The organism is Arcobacter aquimarinus (assembly GCF_013177635.1).
Lineage (GTDB): Bacteria > Campylobacterota > Campylobacteria > Campylobacterales > Arcobacteraceae > Aliarcobacter > Aliarcobacter aquimarinus.
In genome coordinates this window covers 1,424,219-1,447,142 of sequence record NZ_CP030944.1, presented here as the reverse complement: position 1 = coordinate 1,447,142, position 22,924 = coordinate 1,424,219, and the positions used below count along the sequence as shown (strand labels likewise).

Below are 22,924 nucleotides of genomic sequence, written 5' to 3'. Positions count from 1 at the left end.
ATGGAATTGTTTACTGAAAAATTTTTGAGTGATAAATTAGGTATTTCTCAACAAGCAATTTCTAACGCTCTAAAACTAATTCCTTGTGAATCAAAAAAAGTCGAAGGAAGTGCAAAACCAGTTAAACATTATAAGTTTGATGATTTACCTGATAGATATAAAGAGAAACTCCGTGAGCTTGGCGTAAAACTAAAAGATGAAATCAAAGAGAATAAAACTACTAACATTTCAAAAGCAAATTTTACAAAAAAGTATCTTTTAGCACATCCTGATAAGCAAAAACTAGCAATTACAAAATGTAGGTTGATAGATTTTTATAAAAAAAGGAATTCAACTCTTAATCAAAAACAGTGGTTAGAACAAACATTAAAAAATGATATTAGCTTTGATATTTTAGGAAAAGTGAGTGTAAAACAATTAAATGATTGGATAAGAAAGTATAAAGAAGCGGAAGATAAGGGGTTGAATATTGTTGAATCATTTATTGACTCAAGGGGAGCTGTAAAAGGTGTAAAAGCTCTTAATGAAATACAAAAAGAGACAGCAGAACGATATTTTTTAAGAGCAAGTCGTCCTAGAATTAGTGAGATATATAGAAATATGTGTCATACCTTTGGAGATGCAATGCCTAGTTATGATGCTTTGAATAACTATTTTAGAGAATGGAAAAGAAAAAATCCAGTTTTATTTGAGTTTTCAAAATCTCCTGATAGTGCAAAAAATAAGTTTTTAGCAGCTTATGGTTCTGCTGATGCAAAAGCAACTTATAAAAATCAATATTGGGAGCTTGACTCAACTCCAGCTGATGTTATTTGTGATGATGGGAAAAGATATACAGTTCTAGCTGCTATTGATGTATTTAGTAGAAGAGTTGTATTTCATGTAGCTGATACTTCTAGTGCTTATAGTATTTCTCAGCTTTTACGAAAAGCTATTTTAAAACTGGGTATTCCTGAAAATGTTGTTATTGATAATGGACGAGATTATACATCTAATCACTTTGAAACAATATGTACTAATTTAAAAATCAATATGAATATAGTACCTCCATTTAGTGGGGATTGTAAACCTCATGTTGAGAGAGTATTTGGAACTTTAGCCCGAGAATTATTTGAACAAATTCCAGGATATATTGGACATAGTGTAGCTGAGAGAAAAGAACTACAAAGTAGAAAATCTTTTGCAGATAAAATAAAAGCTCAAGAGAAATGGAGAAAAGAACAGGCACTTAAAACGGATGAAGAGAAAAAGGTTTTTAGGGATGCTTGGAAAATTAAAAAAGAGAATATAGGACTTGATTTAACAATACTTGAAAGTGCTGATGGTTTACAAAGTTGGATTGATAACTGGGTTGATAAGCTTTACGAACAAAGAGAACATAAAGGAATTAAAACAAAACCAATAAACAAATGGAATAGCGACTCAACACCAGTTGAATCAATACCTGATATTAGAATGCTAGATTTATTACTTGGTGAAAGTGTGATTAGAAGAGTTGGTAAAAAAGGAATTGCATATGATGGATGTAATTATGCTCACATTGATCTAGTTGAGTTTACAGGACATCATGTTTATATTATGGCTGGTCGAGATATGGGTTATGTTTTAGTTTATGATGAAAATATGAATCCTATTTGTATAGCTGAAGATTTAGAACATATGGGAAAAGATAGATATGCAGTTCGAGGGGCTAAGAAAAAATCTCAACAATTAATGAGACAGATGGACAAAATTATCAAAGAAGCTCAAGCTATTAAAGATGTAACCATCATGGATAGAATAGATGCAGTTAGAGATGTAATAGAAACAAAAACAGTAGCTGTTACAAAACATACTGAAACTGTAGATAGATTACTTAATGATTCAATTATGTTTGAAGAAAAAGACAAAAAAGAGCTTGAAACTTCAAATAGATATGACTTTAAACAAAAAGATGAGGAGGGAAAACCTACAAAAATACTTCCTAGTGGAAGACCTACATTTAATAGTTATTTTGACCGTTTTTTATGGGATTTAAAAAACAATATGGTTGATGATACAACTAAAAAACTAGCAGCCAAATATCCTGATATATGGGAAATGGCTGAAAAAGAGGCGAAGGTTGGATAGGGAAGAGATATGTCTCTTCCTGTTCGAGTCTTGGCGGACTTAAATAAATAAACAGGAGTTAACATGAAAGAAGAATTTCTTTTAACGCAAAATTATATCAAGTTAAATGAATCAGTTCAAGGGCTAAAAGAGTTACCATTGAGTGCACCCAAAATGGGTTTAGGTTATGGAAATTATGGACTTGGTAAAACAATAAGTTTAGAAAAAATTACAGCTCAAGAAGATGCTTTACTTTTTAGAGCTGTTCAAACTTGGACTAAATCTTCACTACTTAGAGAAATATGTATAGAGCTTAATTTAGACTCTCAAGGTCAAGCCTCATATTTATATCGAAGAGTAGTTGAATCATTATTAAATGAGCCTAGAATCATAATAATTGATGAAGTTGATGCAATACTAAAATCTACAAAAAATGAAGTTTTAGAATTATTAAGAGACATACATGATGAAACTGGTGTAATAGTATTTTTTATAGGAATGGAAGAGGCTAATGCAAAGTTTAAGAAGCATAGACACTATTATTCAAGGATAGTTGAATTAGTAGAGTTTAAACCAATTGGAAAAGAAGATATAAAAAAGTTTTGTGAGCTTAGTGATGTAAAAATTGAAGATGATTTAATCAATCATTTTTTAGTTAAATATCCAAATCTTAGAAATATAAGAGTTTTACTAATTAGGCTTGAAAAATATTGTGAATTAAATGGATATGAAAGTGCTGATTTAAAGATATTTATTCAAAGTGGAGTAGATCATGGAACTAGACAAAAAGATTAAATATAAACAAAATGTTAAAAATAAAATTTGGAACTACATAAGAAGAAATAAGAGATTTAGAGTAGGTGATATTTTTATTATATTTAATATAAGTTATTCAAATTTTAAAGCTTATTTAAAAGTTTTAGAGGAAGCAAATTATATTAAATTTGAAGGAAAATCAAGAAAGCCTTTTACTGAAATTCAATATAGATTGATAAAAGATACTGGAATTTTTGCACCTAAATTAAATGGTAATACTTTATACGACCCAAATCTAAAAACAAAAATAGAAACTTCTATTAAAAGAAAAGAAAAAATAGTTTATCCAAAAACACTTATGAATATTTTAACTGCTATTGATGCTACTGAATTAACTTTTGAAGAAATATGTTTAAAAGCAAATTGTGCAAATGGAGGTTTGAGAAAATGGTGGAAAAGACTTATTAAATTAGGTATTGTTGAGGGATATATAAATGAAAAATTAGAAGATAAATGGTATGAAAGAAGAAAAAGAAAAGATGATAAATTAATCTATAAATTTAATGTAGAAAATGCTAAAAAAGTTAAAGAAGAACTATTAAAAGGCGCATATATAAAAGGTGAGCCTGAAATGAAACACTTATGGATTCATTAAAAATACTTAAAGAAAAAATAAAAGAAAAGTCCATAGGTAAGGTTGCCAAAGAGTTAGGTTTATCCAAAACAACTATTAGTTTAGTTGCAAGAAAACAATATCCAAATCCCCAAAAAATATACTCAAAAATCAAAGAATATTACAAACAAGAAATAATAGGTGTGGAAAGTTCCACTACAGACCTAATCCAGCTTTTAAAGGAGATAGAAGAGTGACAATGGAAATAACTTTAATACTTTGTTTTGCGTGGTTTATAGCTGGCTATGTTGCAGCAGAGGTTGCAGGAAATAAAAGAAAAGATAAAAATAAAATACCTTTCAAGGAGAAAAAATGAATAGTGATATTGAAGTAAGAAAATTAAGAAAAGATGAAGAACATATTATCCAGCTACATAATGAAGAGATAGGGATTATTTTAAATGAAGGACAAGCAGAACAAATGTGTAGAAAAATAGCCTTACTTCTAGGTTTAAGTATCGTAGATCAAAGAGAAAACATAAGGCTACTTACACAAAAAGCAAATGATAAAAGTTGTAAAAAATATCCACTTGGTGGAGATGATAAAGAAGAGCATTCATAGAGCTATCTTAAAAAAGATAGCTTTAGTGAGTACTCAATAAAATAAATTATAAGGAGAAAATATGCCAATTATAGATGATAAGGGTTGGTGGCAGGATAAAACAGGTGAATATAAACATCCTGCTAGGATAGATATTGATGAACAACTTGAAGATGAACTTGTAGAAAAAATCCATGCTAAAGGTTTGAAACTTCAAGCTGCTATTTTGGAATATAAAGATTTTGTTTATAGCGAATGTTACGCTTTTTTAGACAATCTAAGGGAAGAATATAACATCGAAAGATTGAAAGGAAAAACAGAAAGAATAACTTTGAAGTCTTTTAATGGAACGAAAGAATTTAAAATTTCTGTAAATAATCTTATTGACTATAACCAAGTGAAAGTTGAACTTGCAAAAGAAAAGTTTCTACAGTATGCAAATTTAAAAATAAAAGATATTGAAGACAATGACATAAAAACTATTGTTCTAGGTGCATTAGAGCCTAAAAATGGAAAATATGATGATAGAGATATCCAAAAGCTTATAAATTGGGGATTTGAACATCCATTTTGGAAAGAAGGAGTTGAACTATTACAAAGTGCAAGAATTACGACAGGTACAAAATCTTACATAAATCTTAGACAAAAAGAGGAATTAAAACTAGATGGAATGTGGGAAGGAATTGTTTTAGATCTTGCAGCTCTTCCTATACAAGACACAGTAATTCAAAAAAGTATTGAGTTTATAAAATGGAAAAGAAATCTTTTAAGAAGAGAAAATAAATTTGTATTTATTGAAGCTGGAGATGATTATTACTGGAGAAAACTATTTGATGAAGGTAAGAGTATAGATGAAGCTTTAGCATATGCAAAAGAAGAGGAAAAATGTTGGCAAGAAGCAGGAAATAATATAGGAGAGAAATAATGAAAGTAGCAGTAGTAATAGGACATCAAGAAAGATCTAAAGGTGCTATGAATAGCACTTATGGAACTACAGAGTTTGAATTTAATCAAAAACTTGCACATGATATTGAGCATAATTTTGGGAACTTATTTAATTTTGACCAACACGAAATAGTTGTTATGTATAGAAAAACAACTTTACAGAATTTACCAAATGAAGTAAATGCTCAAAAACCTGATTTGGTAATAGAGTTACATTGTAATGCTTTTAATAAACAAGCAAATGGTTGTGAAACACTTTATTATCACAAATCTATAAAAGGTAAAGCTATAGCTACTATTTTTCAAAAAAATATATTAGCAGTTTTAAAAAATAAAGATAGAGGTATAAAACCTAAAACAGCTGAAGATAGAGGTGGTTATATGCTTAGATATACAAATGCTCCTTGCATAATAACAGAACCTTTTTTTATAGATAACGATGATGAACTTATAAATGGGGAACTATGTTTTAATCAAGGAAGTCTTACAGCAGGATTTTGTGAAGCAATAGCAGAAAGCTTGGAGTATTTAAAGGCTTTGAGATGAATCCACAAGAAGCATATTATTGGGAAGAAAGAGAAAGAGCAGAGGAAGCAGATATAAACAAGAAGTTTATCTTCCCTGCTGCGTATAGAAAGCTTGAAGAGGTTAAAAGATGGGAACTATGATAAGAATAGCAACAAACTGTTGCTTCAACTGTAAATATAAAGGAAGTGATTATACAGATGGAACTTTTGAATGTAAGGCTTATGGAAATTATCTAGATGATGAAATAAGAGATTGTCCTGATTTTGAGATGTCAGAGGAGGATGATAGTGAGGAGGAATGGTAATGATAGAAGAACTATTTGAAATTTTAAAAGAAAATTCCAATAACTTTAATTTACAGTGTAAAAAAGGCAAGTATAGACTTGTCCTTGATGAAGTTGTAGTTTTTACAGGTGATACAGTTGAAGAGGTATTAAATCAAGCTGTTGATTGGTTTGATATTAATGAAACTAATAGTTTTTTAGATTCTGACATTAGTCTTGCTAAAGAGATACATAAAAAAGAAATGAATGAAGGATTTAAAGATTATGCAGGAAATGATAGTAATAAGAAACTTGCAGTGAATTATAAAGCTTTTGGATATTCGTCGGATGGTAGAGAATGATACCCCAATCTGACGAGAATAAAAAATATAAAGAAAAAGAGCAAGAAGCCCTGAAAGAGTTGAAAGACAATGGTTTTACTGTTGTGAAAGATTACTCGTCAAGATGAGGGAGTAGTTTCATAGAGCAGCTTACGAGCTGTTCTATTGAGATTATTAAGTAGGAGTAAAGATGGGTGAGATTATAGAAAAAGAAGAATTTCTTAAAACAATTACAAAAGAAGAACTTTATGATATGTGGCTAAAAGCAGAGTTTAGAGTTAAAGATACACAAAATGAACTTAGAAAAATTAAGAGTTCAAATAAACATTTAGAGTTAGAACTTGAGAAATTTCAAAGATGGTATTACGAGGAGAGAAAGAAAAATGAACATACTAACAGTTGATACAGGAAATAAAAAACTAGATGAAGCTTATAAGAGAATGCAAGTACATATTTGCACCTATGATAAAGTTGATGAGTTTATGAACTATTTTAACTCTATTACAAAAGATGCAAAAGAAGACGAACTTCTAAAATGGCTTTTAAAAGTCTTATTTTGGGAGTTTAAATATGGAAGAACTAATCAAAAACATGACTTTGATATTTTGCTTGAGAGAGTAAGTTCTGATGATAAAGCAAAATTAGAAAAATGGTTAAAAGAGAAATTAGAGAAAGTGAGTGATAAAAATGTTTAATTTTTTAAAAGGAAATACTTTAGTTAAAGAAGATTTTTCTTTGGGTGAAAAAGTAGAATATATTAAAGATTTTTTATACTCTAATAGTGTATCTCTGATATATTCTCCACCTAAACAAGGTAAAACATGGCTTGGATATGGAATTACTACAACTTTAGCAAAAAGAAACGACATAAGAAGAATTATCTATGTAGACATGGATAATGGACTTAGCTCTTTAGCTGAGAGAAAAATAGATGATAAATTAATAAATCATCCCAAAGTTGAATATGTTAGTCGTGCAAAGATTAGCTGCTCTCCTATTGACTACTTAAGACAAATAGATGAGGAGGCAAAGAGAGATAATTATAAAGATGTAACTTTTGTATTTGAAACTACAAAGGATTTTGTAGATACAGATAGTAAAAGTCAATCTGAAGAATTTATGAAGATTATTATGAGAATAAGAGATGCAGGTGCAACTGTTATCATAATGCATCATGCAACAAAATCAGGAAGTACAATATCAGGAGTTCAAGTATTTATAAACTCTCCCGATAATGTTTATGAAATGATTCAAAAAGCTAGAGAAGAAAATATGCTACATTTGATGTTAAATGTAACACACTCACGGAACCTTGTAAAAGATATTGGAGTTAGTGTAAGTACCAAAACTTTAGAACTCTCAAAACTGGATGAAGTTTATGCCACCATGAGTGAATATGAAGAAAATTTTGTAAGAAAAGCAAAAGAGATATTAAAGAAAAATCCTGATGGATTAGGACAAACTGAACTTTTAAATCAAATCGGATATGAAAAAACAGATAAAACGGCAAGGGATACTTTGGATAAGTTTACTGATAAGTTTTGGAGTAAATACCAAGAAAAAAAAGGTAAACCTATAACTTATACTTTAATTTAATGCAACCGCTACAACCACTACAACTACCACAAACAAAGGCTTATATTATAGGGGTTGTATAGGTTGTAAAGGTTGTATAGAAAAAGGAAAAACTATGACAAACAAACAACAATCTTATAAAAAAAGCCTTATTCAAAAGATTCAAATAGCTAAACATAATGTTTTTATAGATGATGAAGTTCGAAAAGAATTTATGCTCTCTCGCTTTGGAGTTGATAGTACAACTAAGCTAAGTATAGATGAACTAAAACTACTTTTAGATTTTTGCAATAGAAATGTAAGTGATATTCCTTTTTCAAAACCTACTGAAGCTCAACTAAAAAAGATATATGATACTTGGTATTTAAAAGCTAAAGATAAAAGTCAAAATGCCTTAAATAGTTTTGTTTCAAAGATAGTAAAAAAAGAGATGATTACTTTAACAAAGAATGATGCTACAAAAGTTATTGTAGCTTTAGAAAACATGAGATAAAAAGAAAAACAACACTATTACATAAGTATATTTCATATTGTAATAAATATTTTATAAGTATTTCAAATAGAAATAATATATCTTATTTATTGCATAATGTTATTTATTTGGGTATAATCCATTATTTTTATGGAGGTTAAAAATGGCAGCAGTTACAAATTTTGATTTGTTTGAAGATTTATTTAACTTTATAAAGAGTCCTGATGTTACAATTTCTGATGTTATAAAAGAACATGGTGGTTCAAGTCTATACATTCCATCTTATAAAACAACTTTTAGAAATGATGAGATTTGTGAAGAGTATAAAAGAAGATTAGGTGAAAAAAGACTATCTAAAAAACTTGCAAAACAGTATGGACTTAGTGAAGCCCAAATACTATTTATCACAAAACCTCTTCGTGAGCCATCTTTATTTTAAACCACTTTCTATAAATTCTATTGCTATCTCTTCTATTTTATTGCTTGTTTTAACATATAATACGCCATCTTGAGTTATTGGCATAAAACTCCTTTGTGCTATTTTAGTCTTTTTATTTCTTCCAGCATTATTTGCTCCAAATTGATGAACCATTGGATAGAAGTAGTCATCTTCATTTACAGTAGTTATTCCAACTCTTGCACTATCATTATCAGATTCTTCTATAAGATTTCCTTGCATACCTCCGTCATACCATAAAATATTACTTGATTTACCATATCTTTTTTTGTTTGCTAAAGTTGAGTTAGCTAGTGGAGTCCATGTATGTCCTCTTGGATCTTTTTCATCATCAAAACTATCTTTTGCAATGGTATATAGATAGTTTGAAATTTCACTCATAAGTGGAGCTGTATCTGTTATATTGTCTTGGATATTTTCTAGTTTTTTCTTTACAGCTTCTATGTTTTCTATTTTTAGTATTACTTGCATTTTTTATACTCCTGTGGTACAATTTGGTATTAAAAGGATGAGTTAAGATAATACGGCAATGTAAGCTCTGCCATGCGAAAACTTAACCCTAAACTTACTTTAATCCTTTTGATAAATTAACTTCTCAACTCTTTTATTTTCAACAGTTCCCGAACTATCTATGTAATAAGCACTTAATCCTACAGTTTTGTCTTTTAAATACTCAACTAATACCATCAAAGCTTTTTTTGCTCCAGCTTCAGTTTTATAATACTTCATAAACTTTTTTACAACTCTACTATCTTCATCTATATATTTATCGTTTGTATCTCTTAATTTTTCAAACTCAAGATATATTTCATCAGGGTCTTTTAGAGTATTTGCAAGTTCAGCTATAAAAAGGTTTCTGCTTTTTTTAAATAGTTTAACAATCTCTTTGTTTTTAAAGAAATCATCATTTACAAATATTGGGTCATTTGTTTTGTCTATAAAATAAGAGTTTTCTTTTGCTCCTAGAGTTTTATAAAACCTATTTTTTAGTTCAGCTTCACTTATGTTTTCTAAAGCTTTATTTTTTGCACTTAAAATATTTGGTAGCTTATTTAAAGAATCATCTAAATTTATCTTTTTTAATCCTGTAAGGTTTGTATTTTTACCTACATTATAAGCCCAATCTTTTGAAGCTATACTTTGTACTTGACCTTGAGTAGGAGTCAATCCTCTTCTTTTTAAATCACTTTCGCTATGAGCTGTTACTGTACAAAAACATATATAATCATTTGGTGGGTAATTCTCTTCCCAAAACTCATGGTCTCTATGGAATACAGTTCCATGCATAGCCTTGTGGCTTTCCCTTGAATTTTCTAAAAAAGAACATCTATACATCCAATATGTTGATAAAGGTAATTTCATCATCTGTTCATATCTGTGTTTTTGATATGCTACTCTTGTATTTATAGTATAAATTTTTTTAAGTCTATTTGAGTTTATGACTACTTTTTTTATTTCACCTGTTTTTGGGTCTGCTATCTCTTTTGTTCCCCACCAGCCTTTTTTTTCTAAAGTTGGTATAATCTCTTTTTTCCAAGCTTCAAAGTTTTTCCCACTTTTTATGGCATCTGCTAGTGAACTATGAATATCATTTAGTAAATCCATTCTAGTAACTTTTGCAACTGTAAAAGCTTTATTATGAGCCTCTTTTAAAAGTTCATCGTGATTATAAGTAAGTGTGAGTTGTTTATCTTTTAGACTATCTACTATACTTTGTGGAGTCTTTTGAAAATCTAGTTTAACCATTTGGATTTTCATCCTCTATTGAAGCAACTCCTAAAAGCGAAGCATTTGCTAGATATTTATATAAACTATCTTCTAGCTCTTTTGTGTTAAAAGTAGGATAAGCTTTAAAAAGATTATCCAGTATTTCGTCATAGCTTTCACTTTTATTTATTATTTCTGAAATTTGCTTTTGAAATGTAAGTGCTAGATGTGAGAAATCTATATTATTTAAGTTTCTTTCTAACTCATCTTGAGGAAGATTATTTAAAATAATTGGATTTGCTCTTGAAATGTTACTATTGGCTATTAAACTATTATTCTTTTGTTCTATTTCAGTAACTTTGATATTATAAGTTGTTTCTATATACTCTTTTGTAGGCTTATATCCCATATCGTATATTATTTTATCTCTATCCGCTAACTCTTTGTTTGGGTCATCTTTATCTTTTAATTTACCTTTTATAACAGTTGTTGTTTTATTAAATTCTTGAAAAATCCAAATAAGCTCTCTTATTATTTGATTTACTATGTTTTCATCAGCTTGAGCTAAATCTTCCCTTACTTCATTGTGCACGTTTGCAGCTGCTAAAGAACCACCCTGTACATTTGCAGTTAAGTTTCCTCCTAAGATTACCTCTCTTATTTGATTGTCTATATATTCAACTAACTCTTTGAAGTTTCCACCATCTTTTGCAGTTTCTATTTTTATATCATCTTCTGTGTCTATTACTGCTCCATCACCACCAAGCATATTGTATATCTCTTCAGCCAAAGCATTTTTATCACCTTCAGTTTTACCTATTACCCAAGGAGTTCCAAATCTTTCAAGTAGTTCTACCCAAAATTGAAGTGAAGCATTTTTAAACTCAACTAACCAAAATAGAGTTTGAATTAAAGGTTGTCCATAAGGCTTATTTGGTTTTGCTTTGTATGTTGCAGCAATAACTTTGTGAAATGGTATATCTTCACTAAATCCTAAATTATTAAATTTTATTTTTCCATTATCTAAGATAAAATTTTTGTAGTTTCTTTCAACTGGAGTTGGAATAAAAAAGCCATTTTCAAATTCCCAATTTATCTCATATACTCCAAAACCATAGTAAGGTATATCTAAAATAGAATCTATTACATTAAAGCTAAATGCATCTTCTAAAATCTCTTTGAAGTTACTATTTTCGCACTCTATTAGTATCTCTTTTTTTAAAGTACTTGCTTTTCTATTTCCAATTGCAGCAATTACTGTACTATCTCTCATAATTTTATCTATGGTTTCATCATCTAGCCAAGAGTTATGTACAGGCAAATCAAAAAGAGGTTTTAAAATATCTTTATATCTTGTTAGGTCTCTTACTTTTACTGTTTGTTGTTTATTATTTACAAATAGTTTTTTTATGCTTTTAAACATCTATCTTTCTCTCCTGTTTGGTCTTTTATGTCTAGCGTTGGTACTTCTTGTATTGGTTCTTTTTCCACCACTATTTGCATCTTTTTTTAACCTTCTTAATCTACTCATGGCATAAACTTGTTGAAGTGGGTCATGCAAGTCATCGTTTTCAGCTTCAGGAAAGTCATCCATTTGTGCAAATAACTCAGGATGATCACCTACAAATATAATATCTTCATCATCAAGTGGGAACTCTAGCTCTCCCATTCTGTCTTCTTTATTTTGAGAATGGTGTGTAAATTTAAAAGTAGGTATTTTTTTTAAATCCTTTTCTCTAAAACAAGCATCTTTTATCCAATCTCTAAGCATATAAAAACCACCATTTTTATCACCACCTAGCATATCTATTTTCATTCTTTTTAAATCTTTGATTACTTCATCTACTACAGCTTTACCTTTAATACGACTTTGTTTTGAATAAAATAGATAAAGTTTTTGAGTAGTAAGATTTATACCACCTGCAACTCTTCCACAAAAGTCCCCTTGATTACTATCACCTTTAGCATCTACTGCCATATAGATATAATCAAGCTTTGGCATTTGTGTATGGCTTATTTTTATAAACTTGCTTGAGTCAAACTTTTGGTTTTCACTATTTGGATTATTTTGTTGTTCCTTTTGAAAGGCTTTGTTATTAGATGCTCTTTTTTGCATAAGATACTCTAAACTTACAGCATCCCAAAGTAAAACAGCTCCTTCATCCATTAACTCTTTATTTTCTAAATAGAAGTTATGAGCTTCTTGTACACCCTCATATTTAAAGATTTTAGAGTACTCATCCCAAAGCTCTATATTTTTTGGATATTGAACTAAAGCACGAAACTTTACAGGATGCCAAAAAGCTAGTTTTAGTTTTCTAGCTAATACACTATCTCTATGTAAAATAGTTCCTATATATAAAATATCCATAGAACCATCAACACTTCCTAAGTTATCAATTGCTTCATCAAGCCAATCTTCTAGCTTATCTCTTTGAGTTCTACTTCTTACATTTGTATCATTTTCTAAATCATCTATGATGGCAAGGTCTGGTCTGAAAGTACCGTGTTTAACTCCCCTTACTCTTTTCCCACTACCATAAGCTTTTACTTTGATATTGTTATTGGTAACTATCTCTCCAATTTTCCAAACTTTACCAATTCCACAAGCATTAGAAAAATCTTGTTTAAGTCTTTCATTTTCTTCTAACTCAGCTTTTATTGCTTCAACTAAAGTCTCAGCTAGTTCAATAGCATCTGAAAAAAGTGTTATAAAATGTTTATAGTTATTTACAATACACCAAATAGGAAAAGCAATAGACACATCTGTACTTTTTCCAAATCCTCTTGGAGCTGCTATTGCAAACTTTAATCCCATAGGTTTATATTGATCTATAATCTTGTAATAAATAATTTCAAGTTCATCTTGAAGTTTTGATTTACCTTCTAAACTGTAGTAGTGTGGAAAGTAAGTCCTTCTAAAATAGTGAAAATCACTTTTTTGTTTTTCAACTCTCTCTTTAGTTTTTGTAGGATCAAGTAAAGTTGTAACTTTGATTTGCTCTTTTAGTTCACTTGCAAAATCACTAACCCAAGTTTTATACTCTTTTCTTGTAAGCTTTAAAGCTCCTAATTTTGAAATACCATTATCACGAGCTGTTGAATATGTATCATCTAAAAAACTTAATAATTCAGATTTCTCAAATAGAGACATTTGCTAGTTCCTCTTGAATTTCATAAACAGTTTCTATAACTTTTTCCATACATTCAACACTAAGCTCTCTTTTTAAAGAAGTTAATATTTTTTCAATAGTTACTTTTATAATTCCTAATTTATAAGCTTCAGGGTCTTCTTGTCTTGCAATTTTCCCCATTTTAGAGAAACTATCTCCAAGGCTTACTATCATTTGAGCCTTGTTTTCAACATTCATCTTTTCATTTTCTCTAATCTCTTTTAGAGTTTGGTACATGTAAGTTATAAACATAGAGTACATATTCTCTTTTGTTTCTTGAGTCTCTTTGATATGTTTTGTAGCTCTTAATGTAAGCCAATCAAAACCTTCAGCTTTATCTTTACTTTGATAATTTTGTACAGTTTTATCACTTACTTCTAAAGTTTCAGCAATTTCTATATAGCTTTTATTTGCATCAACAAATAAACTTCTTGCTAATATTCTATTTCTATCTGCATTACTCAATTTTGGCATTATCTAAACCCTTGAAAAGAAACTCTTTTTTTATTGTGATGTATAAAAGCAAAGTTTTTAGGAGTCTCTTTTGCCTTCTCTTTTTCTTCTATATTTGTAAGAAGTCTTCCTGTACTCATTTTTAGTAAATATGCTTCATTATCTTTTTTTAACTCTTTATCAGTTTCACTAACTAAACCATTTTTTCTTCTTAATTCATAGATTGTAAAATCAACAATAATCTTTTTTAAAAGTGGAGTAGGGTTAGCTGGTAAAATTATAAAAGATTCACAAAAAGAGATTGAATCATTTAATGCATCATTTATAACTTCTTGATTTATTTCTCCAGTTGCATTTAAATCTGAAAGTTGAAGTAATTCATCTTCACTTATCTCTTTTAATAAATCTTCGTTTGTAATCATTTTAAAAATCCTTTCTAAGGCGTTTAAAACCCGTTTAAAAATCAAAATCTTTTTTTATTCGATATATTTATCATTTTTAGTAAAAAAGCCCATATTTCTAAAATATGAGCTTTTTATAAAAAGTGCTTTTTAGTTAGAAAAAACTAAATTAATCAAAGCACCTGGTCTTGTACAATATGGCATTGCTTTCATTTCTGTATCAATTGCATATCCTTTTCCTCTTTCTAACTCTTGTGGAGTAGCAGCAAAGAACATTTTTGGTGCAACTTTTACAGCTTCAGTATGATCAGCTCTTCCATAAACAACTTCATAAACTTTTTCAGATTTTGGAATTACAATAGCTTCGTTTGCTTTTAAGAATTTCTTTGTGTTTCCATTCTCATCAGTATATGAAGTTCTATAAGGAACAAACCTTTTTCCATGTGAAACTAAAATTCTAGTTCCATCTTCATCAATGTAAGATGCAGTTTTATTTTCAAAATCTCCAGCAGTTTTTGCTTTTGCTACAACTTTGTTAAAGAACTCGTTTGAACATAAAATATCATAAGGTACTTCAGTTCCTAACTCATCCACAAGTGCATTATCTATTTCATTTAAAGCAATATCAATCTCTTTGTTTTTAAACTCAATTGGTGTTGCAGTACTTCTAAATTCAAATAGAACTTTTCCAGAACCATCAACAACTTTTCCAAATAAAGCACCAACACACATAAATTCTAAAGTTGTCATGTAGTCATCTTTATGCTCTTTTAAAAGTGTTGCTATTTTTTTTGATACAGCTTCAACTATTGCTCTACCTTCTAGTGATTCAAACTCATTTATCTCATGTGGCAAGATAGTATCTTGTAAACCAAATCTTGGAAGTTTGATAGTGATTTCATAAACATCTTTTAAATCTTTAACCAATCTTTCTGCACCTGGTAGTATTGTTTCAAGAACAACTCCAGCACCTTTTCTAATCTTTAGTGTTGCTGTGTTTCCCATAACAGGCTTTGCATTTGCTTTAAAATACTTATCAAATATCTTAGAATTTACTGCTTTTATTTGTTCAATTGCAGTTAAAATTGTTGTTAAAGTCCATAACTTTATTACATCTTTAAATTTCATCTTTTCTCCTATTTTAAAATTATTTTATTTGCAAAAAGATGCTCTTTATGTGATACATCTAAACCAGTTAGATATTTTTCTCTAACAACTCCAATTAGTAAAACTTCAGCATCTCCTGTAGCTGTTAAAGCCTCACATAAAATTCCATTTGCTTCTGCATCAACAGCTGCTACATCAAAAGTTGCTCCACCATTCATAGTTACTAAAACTTGACCTGGTTCTAAAACTTCTTCACCTTCAGGTAAAGTTACATTTGCTACAGTTGAGATAACTTTTTTAATAACTACATCACTTTGATTTTTTTTTGTTACATTTGTAACATTTGCTCCTATGAAGTTACTCATTGATTTATTCCTCCTAATTTAAGTACATCTATTTTGTTGTTTTGTTGATTGTTGTTATTTGCATACATGTCGTTGTTTGGAACTGTAATAGCAGTCATTGTTGATAAAAGTTTTTTAAGTTCATCTGGATTTGCTTTTCCTAAAGCAATAAGTGTCTCTTTTTGTGCAGCACTTACTTTGTTTAAAGCTATTGCATTATCAACTTCAGTTTCCACACTTTTTTCTTTCTCTTTTTCTAAATCTTCATTTTGTTCTTTTAATTTGTTTTCTAACTCTTTAACTTTAGCTTTCAAATCATCCATTTCTTTTTGTTCTTCTGGTGTCATAGACTCCTCCTTTTTTTGATTTTGTTTGTTGTTTGCTTTGATTTCTCCAAGCTCTTCCATAAAAGGTCGATTTGTTAAAGCAGCACTATGTAAAGTCCAGCCAATATTTTGTGCAGTTACTTGCTCTATTGTATTTGGTAAAAATACAGGGCTTATGTATTTATATTTTTTAGTTTTTATAAGTTCTAAACCACTTTCTAGCCACTCAACCTTTGCCCATAATTCATCTTCTTTAAAAAATAGTTCTTTTATCCATCCATAAGCTTCTCCTGTTCCTTCATAGATTGTTTTGTGATCTAGGTCTATTACCACATCAACTTTTGCATTATCAAAATTTGTTTTTATTTGCTCTAAATCATCTTTTGATAAAGAAAAAGCTCCATTGTGATGTCCTTGCCAATCTCCAATAACAGCTATCCTGATTTCATTATTTTGATTAATAGGAAGATTACAAACTATGTATTTACTCAAAATCTTCTCCTTCTAATAAATTTGTTTCTAGATTGAACTCTATGTCCTTTTTAAATATCACAAGGTAGGCATTTTGTGCTTTTGCATCTAGTATTTTTTTTGAAGATTTTAATTTGATAGGTTCAGATTCTAAGATAGGTTTTAGATGTAAAGTTTTATTTACTTCATTTATTAGAAAGTAAATATCATATCTTTTCTCATCTCTTGTTTTTTCATTTTTACTAAAACTAGCAGCTACAAGATATAAAGAAAAAGAGAGTTTTTGTTGATAACTGTTTATAGGGTCTTCACCTAAAAAATCAACATATATAGCAGGCATTTTTTTTGGATCTATTTTTATATCATTTAGTGAACTAAACTCTCCAAAATATGTGTCTACATTATCTGTAACACTTTTAAGTATTTTTTTTAATTCTTCTTCATACTCTTGCAAATTTCTACCTTTGTCATATTTTAAAATGGAATCTTAGGTAATAAGCTTCGTAAAATAAACTCTTGTTTTTTAGAAAAATGCTTGTGAAAAGTAGCTTTAAAAAAATTCTTGCTTTATAGTAAGTATTTAAAGTGTGTAAAGTTCGGTTAATTTTTTATAGTAAGGATAAAAGTATATGAACTTTATAAAAGAGCTTGACTTAAAAGCTATCTTATTTATTGTTTTAGGTTTGATTGTAGTTTTTACTTTTCTTTCTAAAAATAGTCAAATTACATCTTTAAAGGATGAAAAAACTTCTTTACAAACAGATTTAATTAAAGAGAAAACAAACTTCAAAACTTGTGAAGACAAGATGCAAGAACAAAATAAAAAAATAGAAAATATGAGAGTTGAAGTTACTTATAAAGAGCCTGAAATAATAGAAAAAATAAACAACATTTATCTAAAAGACAAAACTTGTGAATCTGAGCTAAAAGCTTATAAGGAGTTGTTTAATGACTAAATTAATTTTAATATCTTGCCTTTTTGCTTTAGCTTTTAGTGGTTGTGCTACAAAAATACAAACAGAGTATATCTATAAAGATGTCTATGTTCCTGTTAAATGTAATGCGACAATTCCTCTAAAACCTAAGAGTGATGGAAGCTTTGAAGCTGATAAACAAAAGATGATTTATTTTTTAAAAGTTGAAAGCTTATTAAAAGAGTGTGTAGGTGCAAAATGAATCTAGTAAAAAATAAAAATTTTCAAAAAGAAGTTTTATGTATAGGAATATTTGTTGTTTTGACAATAGCACTATTTGAAATTTTAAAGGTAGCAATATGAATATAAATGATTTTATTTTTTGGATTTATATGGCTGTAATTAGTTTCTTTGCAGGTATTTTAGGGATGTTGCACAGAGAAGAACATAAATCAAAAGATAATATCAAAGGTAAGTTCTTTTTGCTTTTTTTTGGTGGAATTAGTGGTATTTTAGTTGGTTATATAGCAGGTGAGGCTTGTTTTTATTGGACTCAAAGTGCAAGATTTAGTTTAGCATTTAGTGCTTTTACAGCTTGGATTGGAGCAGCTGTATTACTTGCTTCTCAAAAGAGACTTTTAGAGTTTATTCAAAACTATAAAAAGGATAGCCAATGATAGGTTTATCTGAGTTAAAAAGAAGATTAGAAAACATCATTCAAATTGGAACTGTAGATGCCACAAAAAATCAAGAAGGTAAAGCACTTGCAAGAGTAGTTGTCCATGATGTGGGTGTTGATAAAAGAGTAACTGATTTTTTACCCGTTTTGAGTTTAGCAAATTCTTTTTTTAGAGTATTTATTCCTATAAGAGTAGGAGAGCAAGTTTTAGTAATAAGTCCTTTTGGAGATACAAACAAAGGATTTATTTTTAGATCTATATTTAATAAAGGTTGTAAAGAGCCAAATGGTGCAAGTGAGAATAAAACAATTATTGAATTTGAGGATGGAGCAATTATCTCTTATGATACAAAAAGTTCTACTTTAGAGGTTTTAAATCCAAAGATTATAAATGTAAAAGTAGGTGAAAGTGTAAATGTTGAAGTAGGGCAAACAGTAGTTGTAAATGTAGGACAAAGTGCAAAAATAATAGCCCCTACAGTAGATATAGAATCTACTACTACAACTATTAAAAGTACATCAATCAATCTTATTGGAAATACATTAATACAAGGTGGTATTACAACAAAAGGATTAAGTGGAGGAGCAGGAATTTTTAATATAGATGGGACTTTAGATATTACTCAAAATTTGTCTACAGGTGGAGATGCCAATATTAGTGGAAATATTACTGATAGTAAGGGTGATTTAACAAATCACTCAAATTATGGATATGGTAGAGACTAATGCCTAAAAAAACATCAAAAGAAAAAAGCTTTAAAAGAATGATTGAAACACCACTTGGTAGTCGTGTTCATCTTCCTTTTTTTGGTTCAAAAATTCATGAGCTTATAGATAAAGAGATGAATCAAAAGTGGGTTTTACTATTTCAAAAATATATCTATGAGTGTTTTTTTGATGAAAATTGGAATCCTTGGGATGATAGATTAATTCCTGAAGGTGTAATTGTAACAAATTTTGATGAAGTAAATTCTAGCTTGAGTTGTGAAGTTACTTTTCAAGATAGAACGACTTTAACATATAGTATGTGAGGATAACATGATAGATATAAATTCTTTGCCAATACCTACTGTTCTACAAGTTCTTAATTATTTAAAAATTAAGCAAGAAAATATTGATACTTTAAAAGAAAAATATCCTGATTGGGAACATATTGAATCAGATGATTTTATGCCAAATATTGAAGCAAATGCATACAGAGAGTTACTTTTAAGACAAGAATTTAATCAACTAGCTCTTGCATTTTTTTTAGCAACAGCAACAAAATCTGATTTAGATCATTGGGGAGTAGCTTTTGATTGCACAAGATTAGAAGGAAGTAAGCCCTGGGCAAATTATACTTTTTCTTTGAGTGAAGCAAAAACCACAGATATTACTATAAACAAAGGTTTGGCTTTAGCTGATGATGAGAGTAAATTTGAGGCTAGATTGATTGAAGATATCATTATAAAAAAAGGACAAACTGAAGCTATTGGAAAAGTAGAATTACAAGTTTATACACAAAGTAGTGATGTTCAAACAAATAATATTATTACAACTCTTCCTTACATTTTAAGTGCAAAAGCAAACTCTGAATTTAAAGCTGGTTCAAATGTAGAAAGTGATGATGACTTTAGATTTAGAATACTTTTAAGTATGAGTGATAAATCAACAGCAGGTTCAAAAGATACTTATAAATCTTATGCATATAAAGCTGATGAGAGAATAGAAGATATAAAAGTAGTAAATGGCTTAAAAGACTTTTCTACTTATATACCTTTATTTTTAGGAAAAAATGAAGTAGGGATTTTAGAAGCTATTAAAACTTTAATAGCTGAATTTTGTACTGTAAATGTTTACTACTATTCTGAAAATGCAGATGAACTTATGAAACAAAGAATAGAAGAGAGTTTAAATAGTGAAAGTGTAAGACCACTTACAGATTATGTAAAAGTTGTAGAAGCAACTCCAAAACTATTTAAAATAAAAGCAGTTTTAAACTGTGAGAGAAATCAAGAATATGGACTTATTCAAACTCAAGCTTTAGAAAATCTACAAGAGAATTTGAAAGCTTTACGAAAGATTGGAGAGAAAATAACACTATCTGAAATAAATGATTTTTTAAGAGTTGGTGGAGTTAAAGAGGTAGTTATCTTAAATCCAACGCAAAATGTAGAAGTATTATCACATGAAATAGGAGTGTGCGATGAGTTTGATATCTCTATTGCCTATTAATGAAGATGAAAAATTAAAAGCTATTGATTTAGTTTATGAGACAAGAGTTGCAAAACTAAAAGAAGAGTTACAAGTGATATCTACTTTAGCTCATCCAAAATTAGCTGATGAAAAGTATTTGCCATATCTAGCACATAGCCATCAAGTTGATTTTTGGAGTAATGAACTTACTTTAGATGAAAAAAGAGCAATTATAGATCATAGTATTTTATTGCATAGAAAAAAAGGAACTTTATTTGCTTTAAAAGATGTTCTAAAAAAATTAAATATTGATGTTAAGTTTTATGAGTGGTTTGAATATGCTGGGCTACCTTATCACTTCAAAATAGATGTTGATTTTTTAAATAGACCTGTTGAAGATAAAGATTTAAAAATTATTGAAGAGTTTGTTGAAATTTACAAAAATACAAAAAGTATCTTAGAGCTTATTAACATCAACCTAAAAACTCAAGCACAGCAAAAATACGCACTTGCAACAATAACAGGTGAAACAATAGAACTCTTACCTTATGCTGTAAGAAATTTAGATTTTACACACAATAGCAAAGTAGCGGTAGCTATAAAAATGAGTGAATGTATCACTTTAACTTTAAAACGGGAGGCATTATTAAGATGAGTAACTACTATAGTATCCTAACAAATGCAGGAATACAAAAAGAGATACTATCTAAACAAAATGGTAGTTCTATAAATCTATCAAAAATGGCAGTTGGAAGTGGAGAGATAACTCCTACACAATCCATGACAAGCCTAAAAAGTGAAAAATATAGATTTAATATAAATTCTATTTTACAAAGTGAGACTAATCCAAACCATTTAATAGTGGAAGGTGTAATTCCTTCAAATGTAGGTGGATTTGAAATATCTGAAATAGGTATATATTTAGATGATAATACTTTTTATGCTGTAGGAAATCTTCCAAAAACTTATAAACCATTATTAGACGAAGGTAGTGCAAAAGATTTAACTATAAAAATGTTTATAGAAGTATCAAATACAGATAATATTGTCTTAAAAGTAGATGATAGTGTAGTTTTAGCAACTAGAAATTATGTACAAAATGAACTTAAAAAATTATCTGCTGTTTTACTACCAATAGGTACAGTTTTTGGTGGATATGAAGATACAAATCCAAATTTTATAGTAGCTTTTGGAGGGACTTTTAAAAAAAGTGATTATCCAGATTTATGGGCTTATGTGCAAACTCATCCTCACAGGTTTAAAACTTTAGCCCAATGGGATGCTGAAGCAGCAGTAAATAATGGAATATGCGACTATTACTGTGAAGTAGATAGTTTAAATTTTAGGGTACCAAACCTCGATGGAGCAACAGTTAAGTTTAGTAGTCGTCCTGTCGGGAGTTTTGAGGGTGATGCTATTAGGAAGATAACAGGGACACTCTATTCTCGTAGTAGTTTGTATCTTGAAGGTGGAGGAATTGTAAATGCTACGGGTGCTTACACCTATAGTAGAAGAGGATTCAATACAGGTGCTTCGTCTATTTTGACAGACAGTTCCACTATAAATTTAGATGTTATTGATTTTGATTCCTCTAATGTTGTTCCAACAGCACCAGAAAATAAAATAAAAAATACAGCTCAAAAACCTTTAATAGTAGCAAGAGAAGTTTAAAATATGAATAAAGTTTATAAATATAGTATAAATACAAAAGAGCTTAGAGAAGAGTTAGAGATAAATAGAAACTATGGAACAAATTTACCTTTTACAACTTCTATTAAACCTTTAGAAAATAAAAATGGTTTTACACAATGTTTTAATGAAACTTCTCAAAAGTGGGAATATGTAGAAGATAACAGAGATAAAACTGTTTATTCAAAAACTACAAAAGGTAGCTTAGAAGTTGATTATTTAGGTACTTTGAAAGCTGAACATACTCTTTTAGTTCCTAAGCAATTTGACAAATGGAGTGAAGATACTCAAAGCTGGATAGAAGATGAAATTCTTAAAAATGAATATTTAACTATACAAAAAAAGGCTGAAAAAGTTGAGCAGTTAAGTACTTTAGTAGTTATAACTTCACAGGGAAATACTTTTGATGGAAATGAAACAGCAAGGTTAAACATGGTTAGTGCAATCCAATCAGCAGAACTTTTAGGACAGATTTCTAGCAACTGGAAATTAGCTGATAATACAGTTAAAGAGATATCTTTAAATGAACTAAAAGAAGCTTTAGCTTTATCAATACAAAAAGTAGGAGAGATAGTAACAAATGAATGATAAATTAATAGAAAAATTTGAAAATGATGTAAAAAAAAGAACTAGATTTATGAGGTTGTTATTGGCTCTTGACCAGTTAGGAAATGTACTTTTTTGGAATGGTAGCCAAGATGAAACTATAAGCTCTCATATTCATAGAAGAATTGAGTCTGGTCGTGCAACTTGGTTTGATAAAAAACTTTGTTGTTTGCTTAAAAAAATCGAAGATAACCACTGTGCTAAAAGCATAGGTGAGTAATAAATAAATTTTAAAAAGGAGA

At 29.1% G+C, this 22,924-nt stretch carries 36 protein-coding genes; 26 read left to right on the top strand and 10 right to left on the bottom strand.

Annotated features, from left to right (window positions below; translation table 11 throughout):
• From AAQM_RS07290 to AAQM_RS07225, 16 genes are all read left to right on the top strand, one after another.
• On the top strand, nucleotides 1–2,109 hold the full coding sequence (locus AAQM_RS07290) for a DDE-type integrase/transposase/recombinase (RefSeq protein WP_129094979.1): 2,109 nt from the start codon (nucleotides 1–3) through the stop codon (nucleotides 2,107–2,109).
• Between the two features lie 63 nt (nucleotides 2,110–2,172).
• Nucleotides 2,173–2,883, top strand: coding sequence for an AAA family ATPase (locus AAQM_RS07285; protein ID WP_129094980.1), 711 nt, complete (start codon nucleotides 2,173–2,175; stop codon nucleotides 2,881–2,883).
• Complete coding sequence (locus tag AAQM_RS07280; protein ID WP_129094981.1) at nucleotides 2,861–3,499, top strand: hypothetical protein; 639 nt, start codon at nucleotides 2,861–2,863, stop codon at nucleotides 3,497–3,499. Before AAQM_RS07285 ends, AAQM_RS07280 begins: the two co-directional genes overlap by 23 nt.
• Nucleotides 3,487–3,714, top strand: a complete 228-nt coding sequence (locus AAQM_RS07275) for a hypothetical protein (protein ID WP_129094982.1) — start codon at nucleotides 3,487–3,489, stop codon at nucleotides 3,712–3,714. Before AAQM_RS07280 ends, AAQM_RS07275 begins: the two co-directional genes overlap by 13 nt.
• Nucleotides 3,711–3,833: a hypothetical protein gene (locus tag AAQM_RS12790; RefSeq protein ID WP_268878210.1), complete on the top strand. Its 123-nt coding sequence runs from the start codon at nucleotides 3,711–3,713 to the stop codon at nucleotides 3,831–3,833. Before AAQM_RS07275 ends, AAQM_RS12790 begins: the two co-directional genes overlap by 4 nt.
• Entirely contained in the window at nucleotides 3,830–4,078 is a 249-nt protein-coding gene (locus AAQM_RS07270) for a hypothetical protein (RefSeq protein WP_129094983.1), read from the top strand. The genes AAQM_RS12790 and AAQM_RS07270 overlap by 4 nt, the downstream gene beginning before the upstream one ends.
• Before the next feature lie 61 nt (nucleotides 4,079–4,139).
• Entirely contained in the window at nucleotides 4,140–4,982 is an 843-nt protein-coding gene (locus tag AAQM_RS07265) for a DUF3164 family protein (protein ID WP_129094984.1), read from the top strand.
• Nucleotides 4,982–5,548 (top strand): N-acetylmuramoyl-L-alanine amidase, encoded by a 567-nt coding sequence (locus AAQM_RS07260; RefSeq protein WP_171920690.1) that lies wholly within the window; start codon nucleotides 4,982–4,984, stop codon nucleotides 5,546–5,548. The genes AAQM_RS07265 and AAQM_RS07260 overlap by 1 nt, the downstream gene beginning before the upstream one ends.
• Nucleotides 5,545–5,670 carry a hypothetical protein gene (locus AAQM_RS12785; RefSeq protein WP_268878211.1) on the top strand — a complete coding sequence of 42 codons (126 nt, stop codon included), beginning with the start codon at nucleotides 5,545–5,547 and terminating at the stop codon, nucleotides 5,668–5,670. Before AAQM_RS07260 ends, AAQM_RS12785 begins: the two co-directional genes overlap by 4 nt.
• Entirely contained in the window at nucleotides 5,658–5,834 is a 177-nt protein-coding gene (locus AAQM_RS07255) for a hypothetical protein (protein ID WP_164967036.1), read from the top strand. The genes AAQM_RS12785 and AAQM_RS07255 overlap by 13 nt, the downstream gene beginning before the upstream one ends.
• Nucleotides 5,834–6,154: a hypothetical protein gene (locus tag AAQM_RS07250; protein ID WP_129094986.1), complete on the top strand. Its 321-nt coding sequence runs from the start codon at nucleotides 5,834–5,836 to the stop codon at nucleotides 6,152–6,154. The genes AAQM_RS07255 and AAQM_RS07250 overlap by 1 nt, the downstream gene beginning before the upstream one ends.
• Nucleotides 6,155–6,323: 169 nt before the next feature.
• Nucleotides 6,324–6,536 carry a DUF3496 domain-containing protein gene (locus tag AAQM_RS07245; RefSeq protein WP_129094987.1) on the top strand — a complete coding sequence of 71 codons (213 nt, stop codon included), beginning with the start codon at nucleotides 6,324–6,326 and terminating at the stop codon, nucleotides 6,534–6,536.
• Entirely contained in the window at nucleotides 6,517–6,828 is a 312-nt protein-coding gene (locus AAQM_RS07240; RefSeq protein ID WP_129094988.1) for a hypothetical protein, read from the top strand. The genes AAQM_RS07245 and AAQM_RS07240 overlap by 20 nt, the downstream gene beginning before the upstream one ends.
• Nucleotides 6,821–7,729, top strand: coding sequence for an AAA family ATPase (locus tag AAQM_RS07235; protein ID WP_129094989.1), 909 nt, complete (start codon nucleotides 6,821–6,823; stop codon nucleotides 7,727–7,729). The genes AAQM_RS07240 and AAQM_RS07235 overlap by 8 nt, the downstream gene beginning before the upstream one ends.
• 94 nt (nucleotides 7,730–7,823) lie before the next feature.
• Nucleotides 7,824–8,201, top strand: a complete 378-nt coding sequence (locus tag AAQM_RS07230) for a phage protein GemA/Gp16 family protein (protein ID WP_129094990.1) — start codon at nucleotides 7,824–7,826, stop codon at nucleotides 8,199–8,201.
• A gap of 142 nt (nucleotides 8,202–8,343) precedes the next feature.
• Nucleotides 8,344–8,619 carry a hypothetical protein gene (locus AAQM_RS07225; RefSeq protein WP_129094991.1) on the top strand — a complete coding sequence of 92 codons (276 nt, stop codon included), beginning with the start codon at nucleotides 8,344–8,346 and terminating at the stop codon, nucleotides 8,617–8,619.
• Here AAQM_RS07225 and AAQM_RS07220 read toward each other — a convergent pair.
• From AAQM_RS07220 to AAQM_RS07175, 10 genes are all read right to left on the bottom strand, one after another.
• Nucleotides 8,611–9,108, bottom strand: a complete 498-nt coding sequence (locus tag AAQM_RS07220; protein WP_129094992.1) for a phage virion morphogenesis protein — start codon at nucleotides 9,106–9,108, stop codon at nucleotides 8,611–8,613. The two genes, AAQM_RS07225 and AAQM_RS07220, sit on opposite strands and share 9 nt — an antisense overlap.
• Before the next feature lie 99 nt (nucleotides 9,109–9,207).
• Entirely contained in the window at nucleotides 9,208–10,383 is a 1,176-nt protein-coding gene (locus AAQM_RS07215) for a PBECR2 nuclease fold domain-containing protein (RefSeq protein WP_164967037.1), read from the bottom strand.
• On the bottom strand, nucleotides 10,376–11,767 hold the full coding sequence (locus AAQM_RS07210; protein WP_129094994.1) for a phage portal protein family protein: 1,392 nt from the start codon (nucleotides 11,765–11,767) through the stop codon (nucleotides 10,376–10,378). Before AAQM_RS07210 ends, AAQM_RS07215 begins: the two co-directional genes overlap by 8 nt.
• Nucleotides 11,768–13,498 carry a hypothetical protein gene (locus tag AAQM_RS07205; protein WP_129094995.1) on the bottom strand — a complete coding sequence of 577 codons (1,731 nt, stop codon included), beginning with the start codon at nucleotides 13,496–13,498 and terminating at the stop codon, nucleotides 11,768–11,770.
• Entirely contained in the window at nucleotides 13,485–13,991 is a 507-nt protein-coding gene (locus tag AAQM_RS07200; protein WP_129094996.1) for a DUF1804 family protein, read from the bottom strand. Before AAQM_RS07200 ends, AAQM_RS07205 begins: the two co-directional genes overlap by 14 nt.
• A complete protein-coding gene (locus AAQM_RS07195) occupies nucleotides 13,991–14,392 on the bottom strand; it encodes a phage protein Gp36 family protein (protein WP_004509476.1) in 402 nt (133 codons plus the stop codon). Before AAQM_RS07195 ends, AAQM_RS07200 begins: the two co-directional genes overlap by 1 nt.
• A gap of 129 nt (nucleotides 14,393–14,521) precedes the next feature.
• Nucleotides 14,522–15,499 carry a major capsid protein gene (locus tag AAQM_RS07190; protein ID WP_129094997.1) on the bottom strand — a complete coding sequence of 326 codons (978 nt, stop codon included), beginning with the start codon at nucleotides 15,497–15,499 and terminating at the stop codon, nucleotides 14,522–14,524.
• 8 nt (nucleotides 15,500–15,507) lie between these two features.
• The gene (locus AAQM_RS07185; protein WP_046996173.1) at nucleotides 15,508–15,843 is read right to left on the bottom strand and encodes a hypothetical protein; all 336 of its coding nucleotides are present in this window, start codon (nucleotides 15,841–15,843) and stop codon (nucleotides 15,508–15,510) included.
• Nucleotides 15,840–16,640, bottom strand: coding sequence for a phage protease (locus AAQM_RS07180; protein ID WP_129094998.1), 801 nt, complete (start codon nucleotides 16,638–16,640; stop codon nucleotides 15,840–15,842). Before AAQM_RS07180 ends, AAQM_RS07185 begins: the two co-directional genes overlap by 4 nt.
• Nucleotides 16,633–17,073, bottom strand: coding sequence for a phage protein Gp37 (locus AAQM_RS07175; protein ID WP_129094999.1), 441 nt, complete (start codon nucleotides 17,071–17,073; stop codon nucleotides 16,633–16,635). The genes AAQM_RS07180 and AAQM_RS07175 overlap by 8 nt, the downstream gene beginning before the upstream one ends.
• Nucleotides 17,074–17,248: 175 nt before the next feature.
• Here AAQM_RS07175 and AAQM_RS07170 point away from each other — a divergent pair, with 175 nt between their 5' ends.
• The 10 genes from AAQM_RS07170 (at nucleotide 17,249) to AAQM_RS07125 (ending at nucleotide 22,902) form a co-directional block, all read left to right on the top strand.
• Entirely contained in the window at nucleotides 17,249–17,575 is a 327-nt protein-coding gene (locus AAQM_RS07170) for a hypothetical protein (protein WP_129095000.1), read from the top strand.
• Entirely contained in the window at nucleotides 17,568–17,795 is a 228-nt protein-coding gene (locus AAQM_RS07165) for a hypothetical protein (protein ID WP_129095001.1), read from the top strand. The genes AAQM_RS07170 and AAQM_RS07165 overlap by 8 nt, the downstream gene beginning before the upstream one ends.
• Nucleotides 17,796–17,892: 97 nt before the next feature.
• Nucleotides 17,893–18,210, top strand: a complete 318-nt coding sequence (locus AAQM_RS07160; protein WP_046996170.1) for a phage holin family protein — start codon at nucleotides 17,893–17,895, stop codon at nucleotides 18,208–18,210.
• Entirely contained in the window at nucleotides 18,207–18,938 is a 732-nt protein-coding gene (locus tag AAQM_RS07155) for a phage baseplate assembly protein V (protein ID WP_129095002.1), read from the top strand. The genes AAQM_RS07160 and AAQM_RS07155 overlap by 4 nt, the downstream gene beginning before the upstream one ends.
• Nucleotides 18,938–19,243 carry a baseplate assembly protein gene (locus AAQM_RS07150; protein WP_129095003.1) on the top strand — a complete coding sequence of 102 codons (306 nt, stop codon included), beginning with the start codon at nucleotides 18,938–18,940 and terminating at the stop codon, nucleotides 19,241–19,243. The genes AAQM_RS07155 and AAQM_RS07150 overlap by 1 nt, the downstream gene beginning before the upstream one ends.
• A 7-nt stretch (nucleotides 19,244–19,250) precedes the next feature.
• Nucleotides 19,251–20,426, top strand: coding sequence for a baseplate J/gp47 family protein (locus AAQM_RS07145; protein WP_129095004.1), 1,176 nt, complete (start codon nucleotides 19,251–19,253; stop codon nucleotides 20,424–20,426).
• Nucleotides 20,398–21,042 carry a phage tail protein I gene (locus tag AAQM_RS07140; protein ID WP_129095005.1) on the top strand — a complete coding sequence of 215 codons (645 nt, stop codon included), beginning with the start codon at nucleotides 20,398–20,400 and terminating at the stop codon, nucleotides 21,040–21,042. The genes AAQM_RS07145 and AAQM_RS07140 overlap by 29 nt, the downstream gene beginning before the upstream one ends.
• Nucleotides 21,039–22,058 carry a phage tail protein gene (locus tag AAQM_RS07135; RefSeq protein ID WP_171920689.1) on the top strand — a complete coding sequence of 340 codons (1,020 nt, stop codon included), beginning with the start codon at nucleotides 21,039–21,041 and terminating at the stop codon, nucleotides 22,056–22,058. The genes AAQM_RS07140 and AAQM_RS07135 overlap by 4 nt, the downstream gene beginning before the upstream one ends.
• Before the next feature lie 3 nt (nucleotides 22,059–22,061).
• Entirely contained in the window at nucleotides 22,062–22,664 is a 603-nt protein-coding gene (locus tag AAQM_RS07130) for a DUF4376 domain-containing protein (RefSeq protein WP_129095006.1), read from the top strand.
• Entirely contained in the window at nucleotides 22,657–22,902 is a 246-nt protein-coding gene (locus AAQM_RS07125) for a hypothetical protein (protein WP_129095007.1), read from the top strand. Before AAQM_RS07130 ends, AAQM_RS07125 begins: the two co-directional genes overlap by 8 nt.
• Nucleotides 22,903–22,924: the final 22 nt, after the last annotated feature.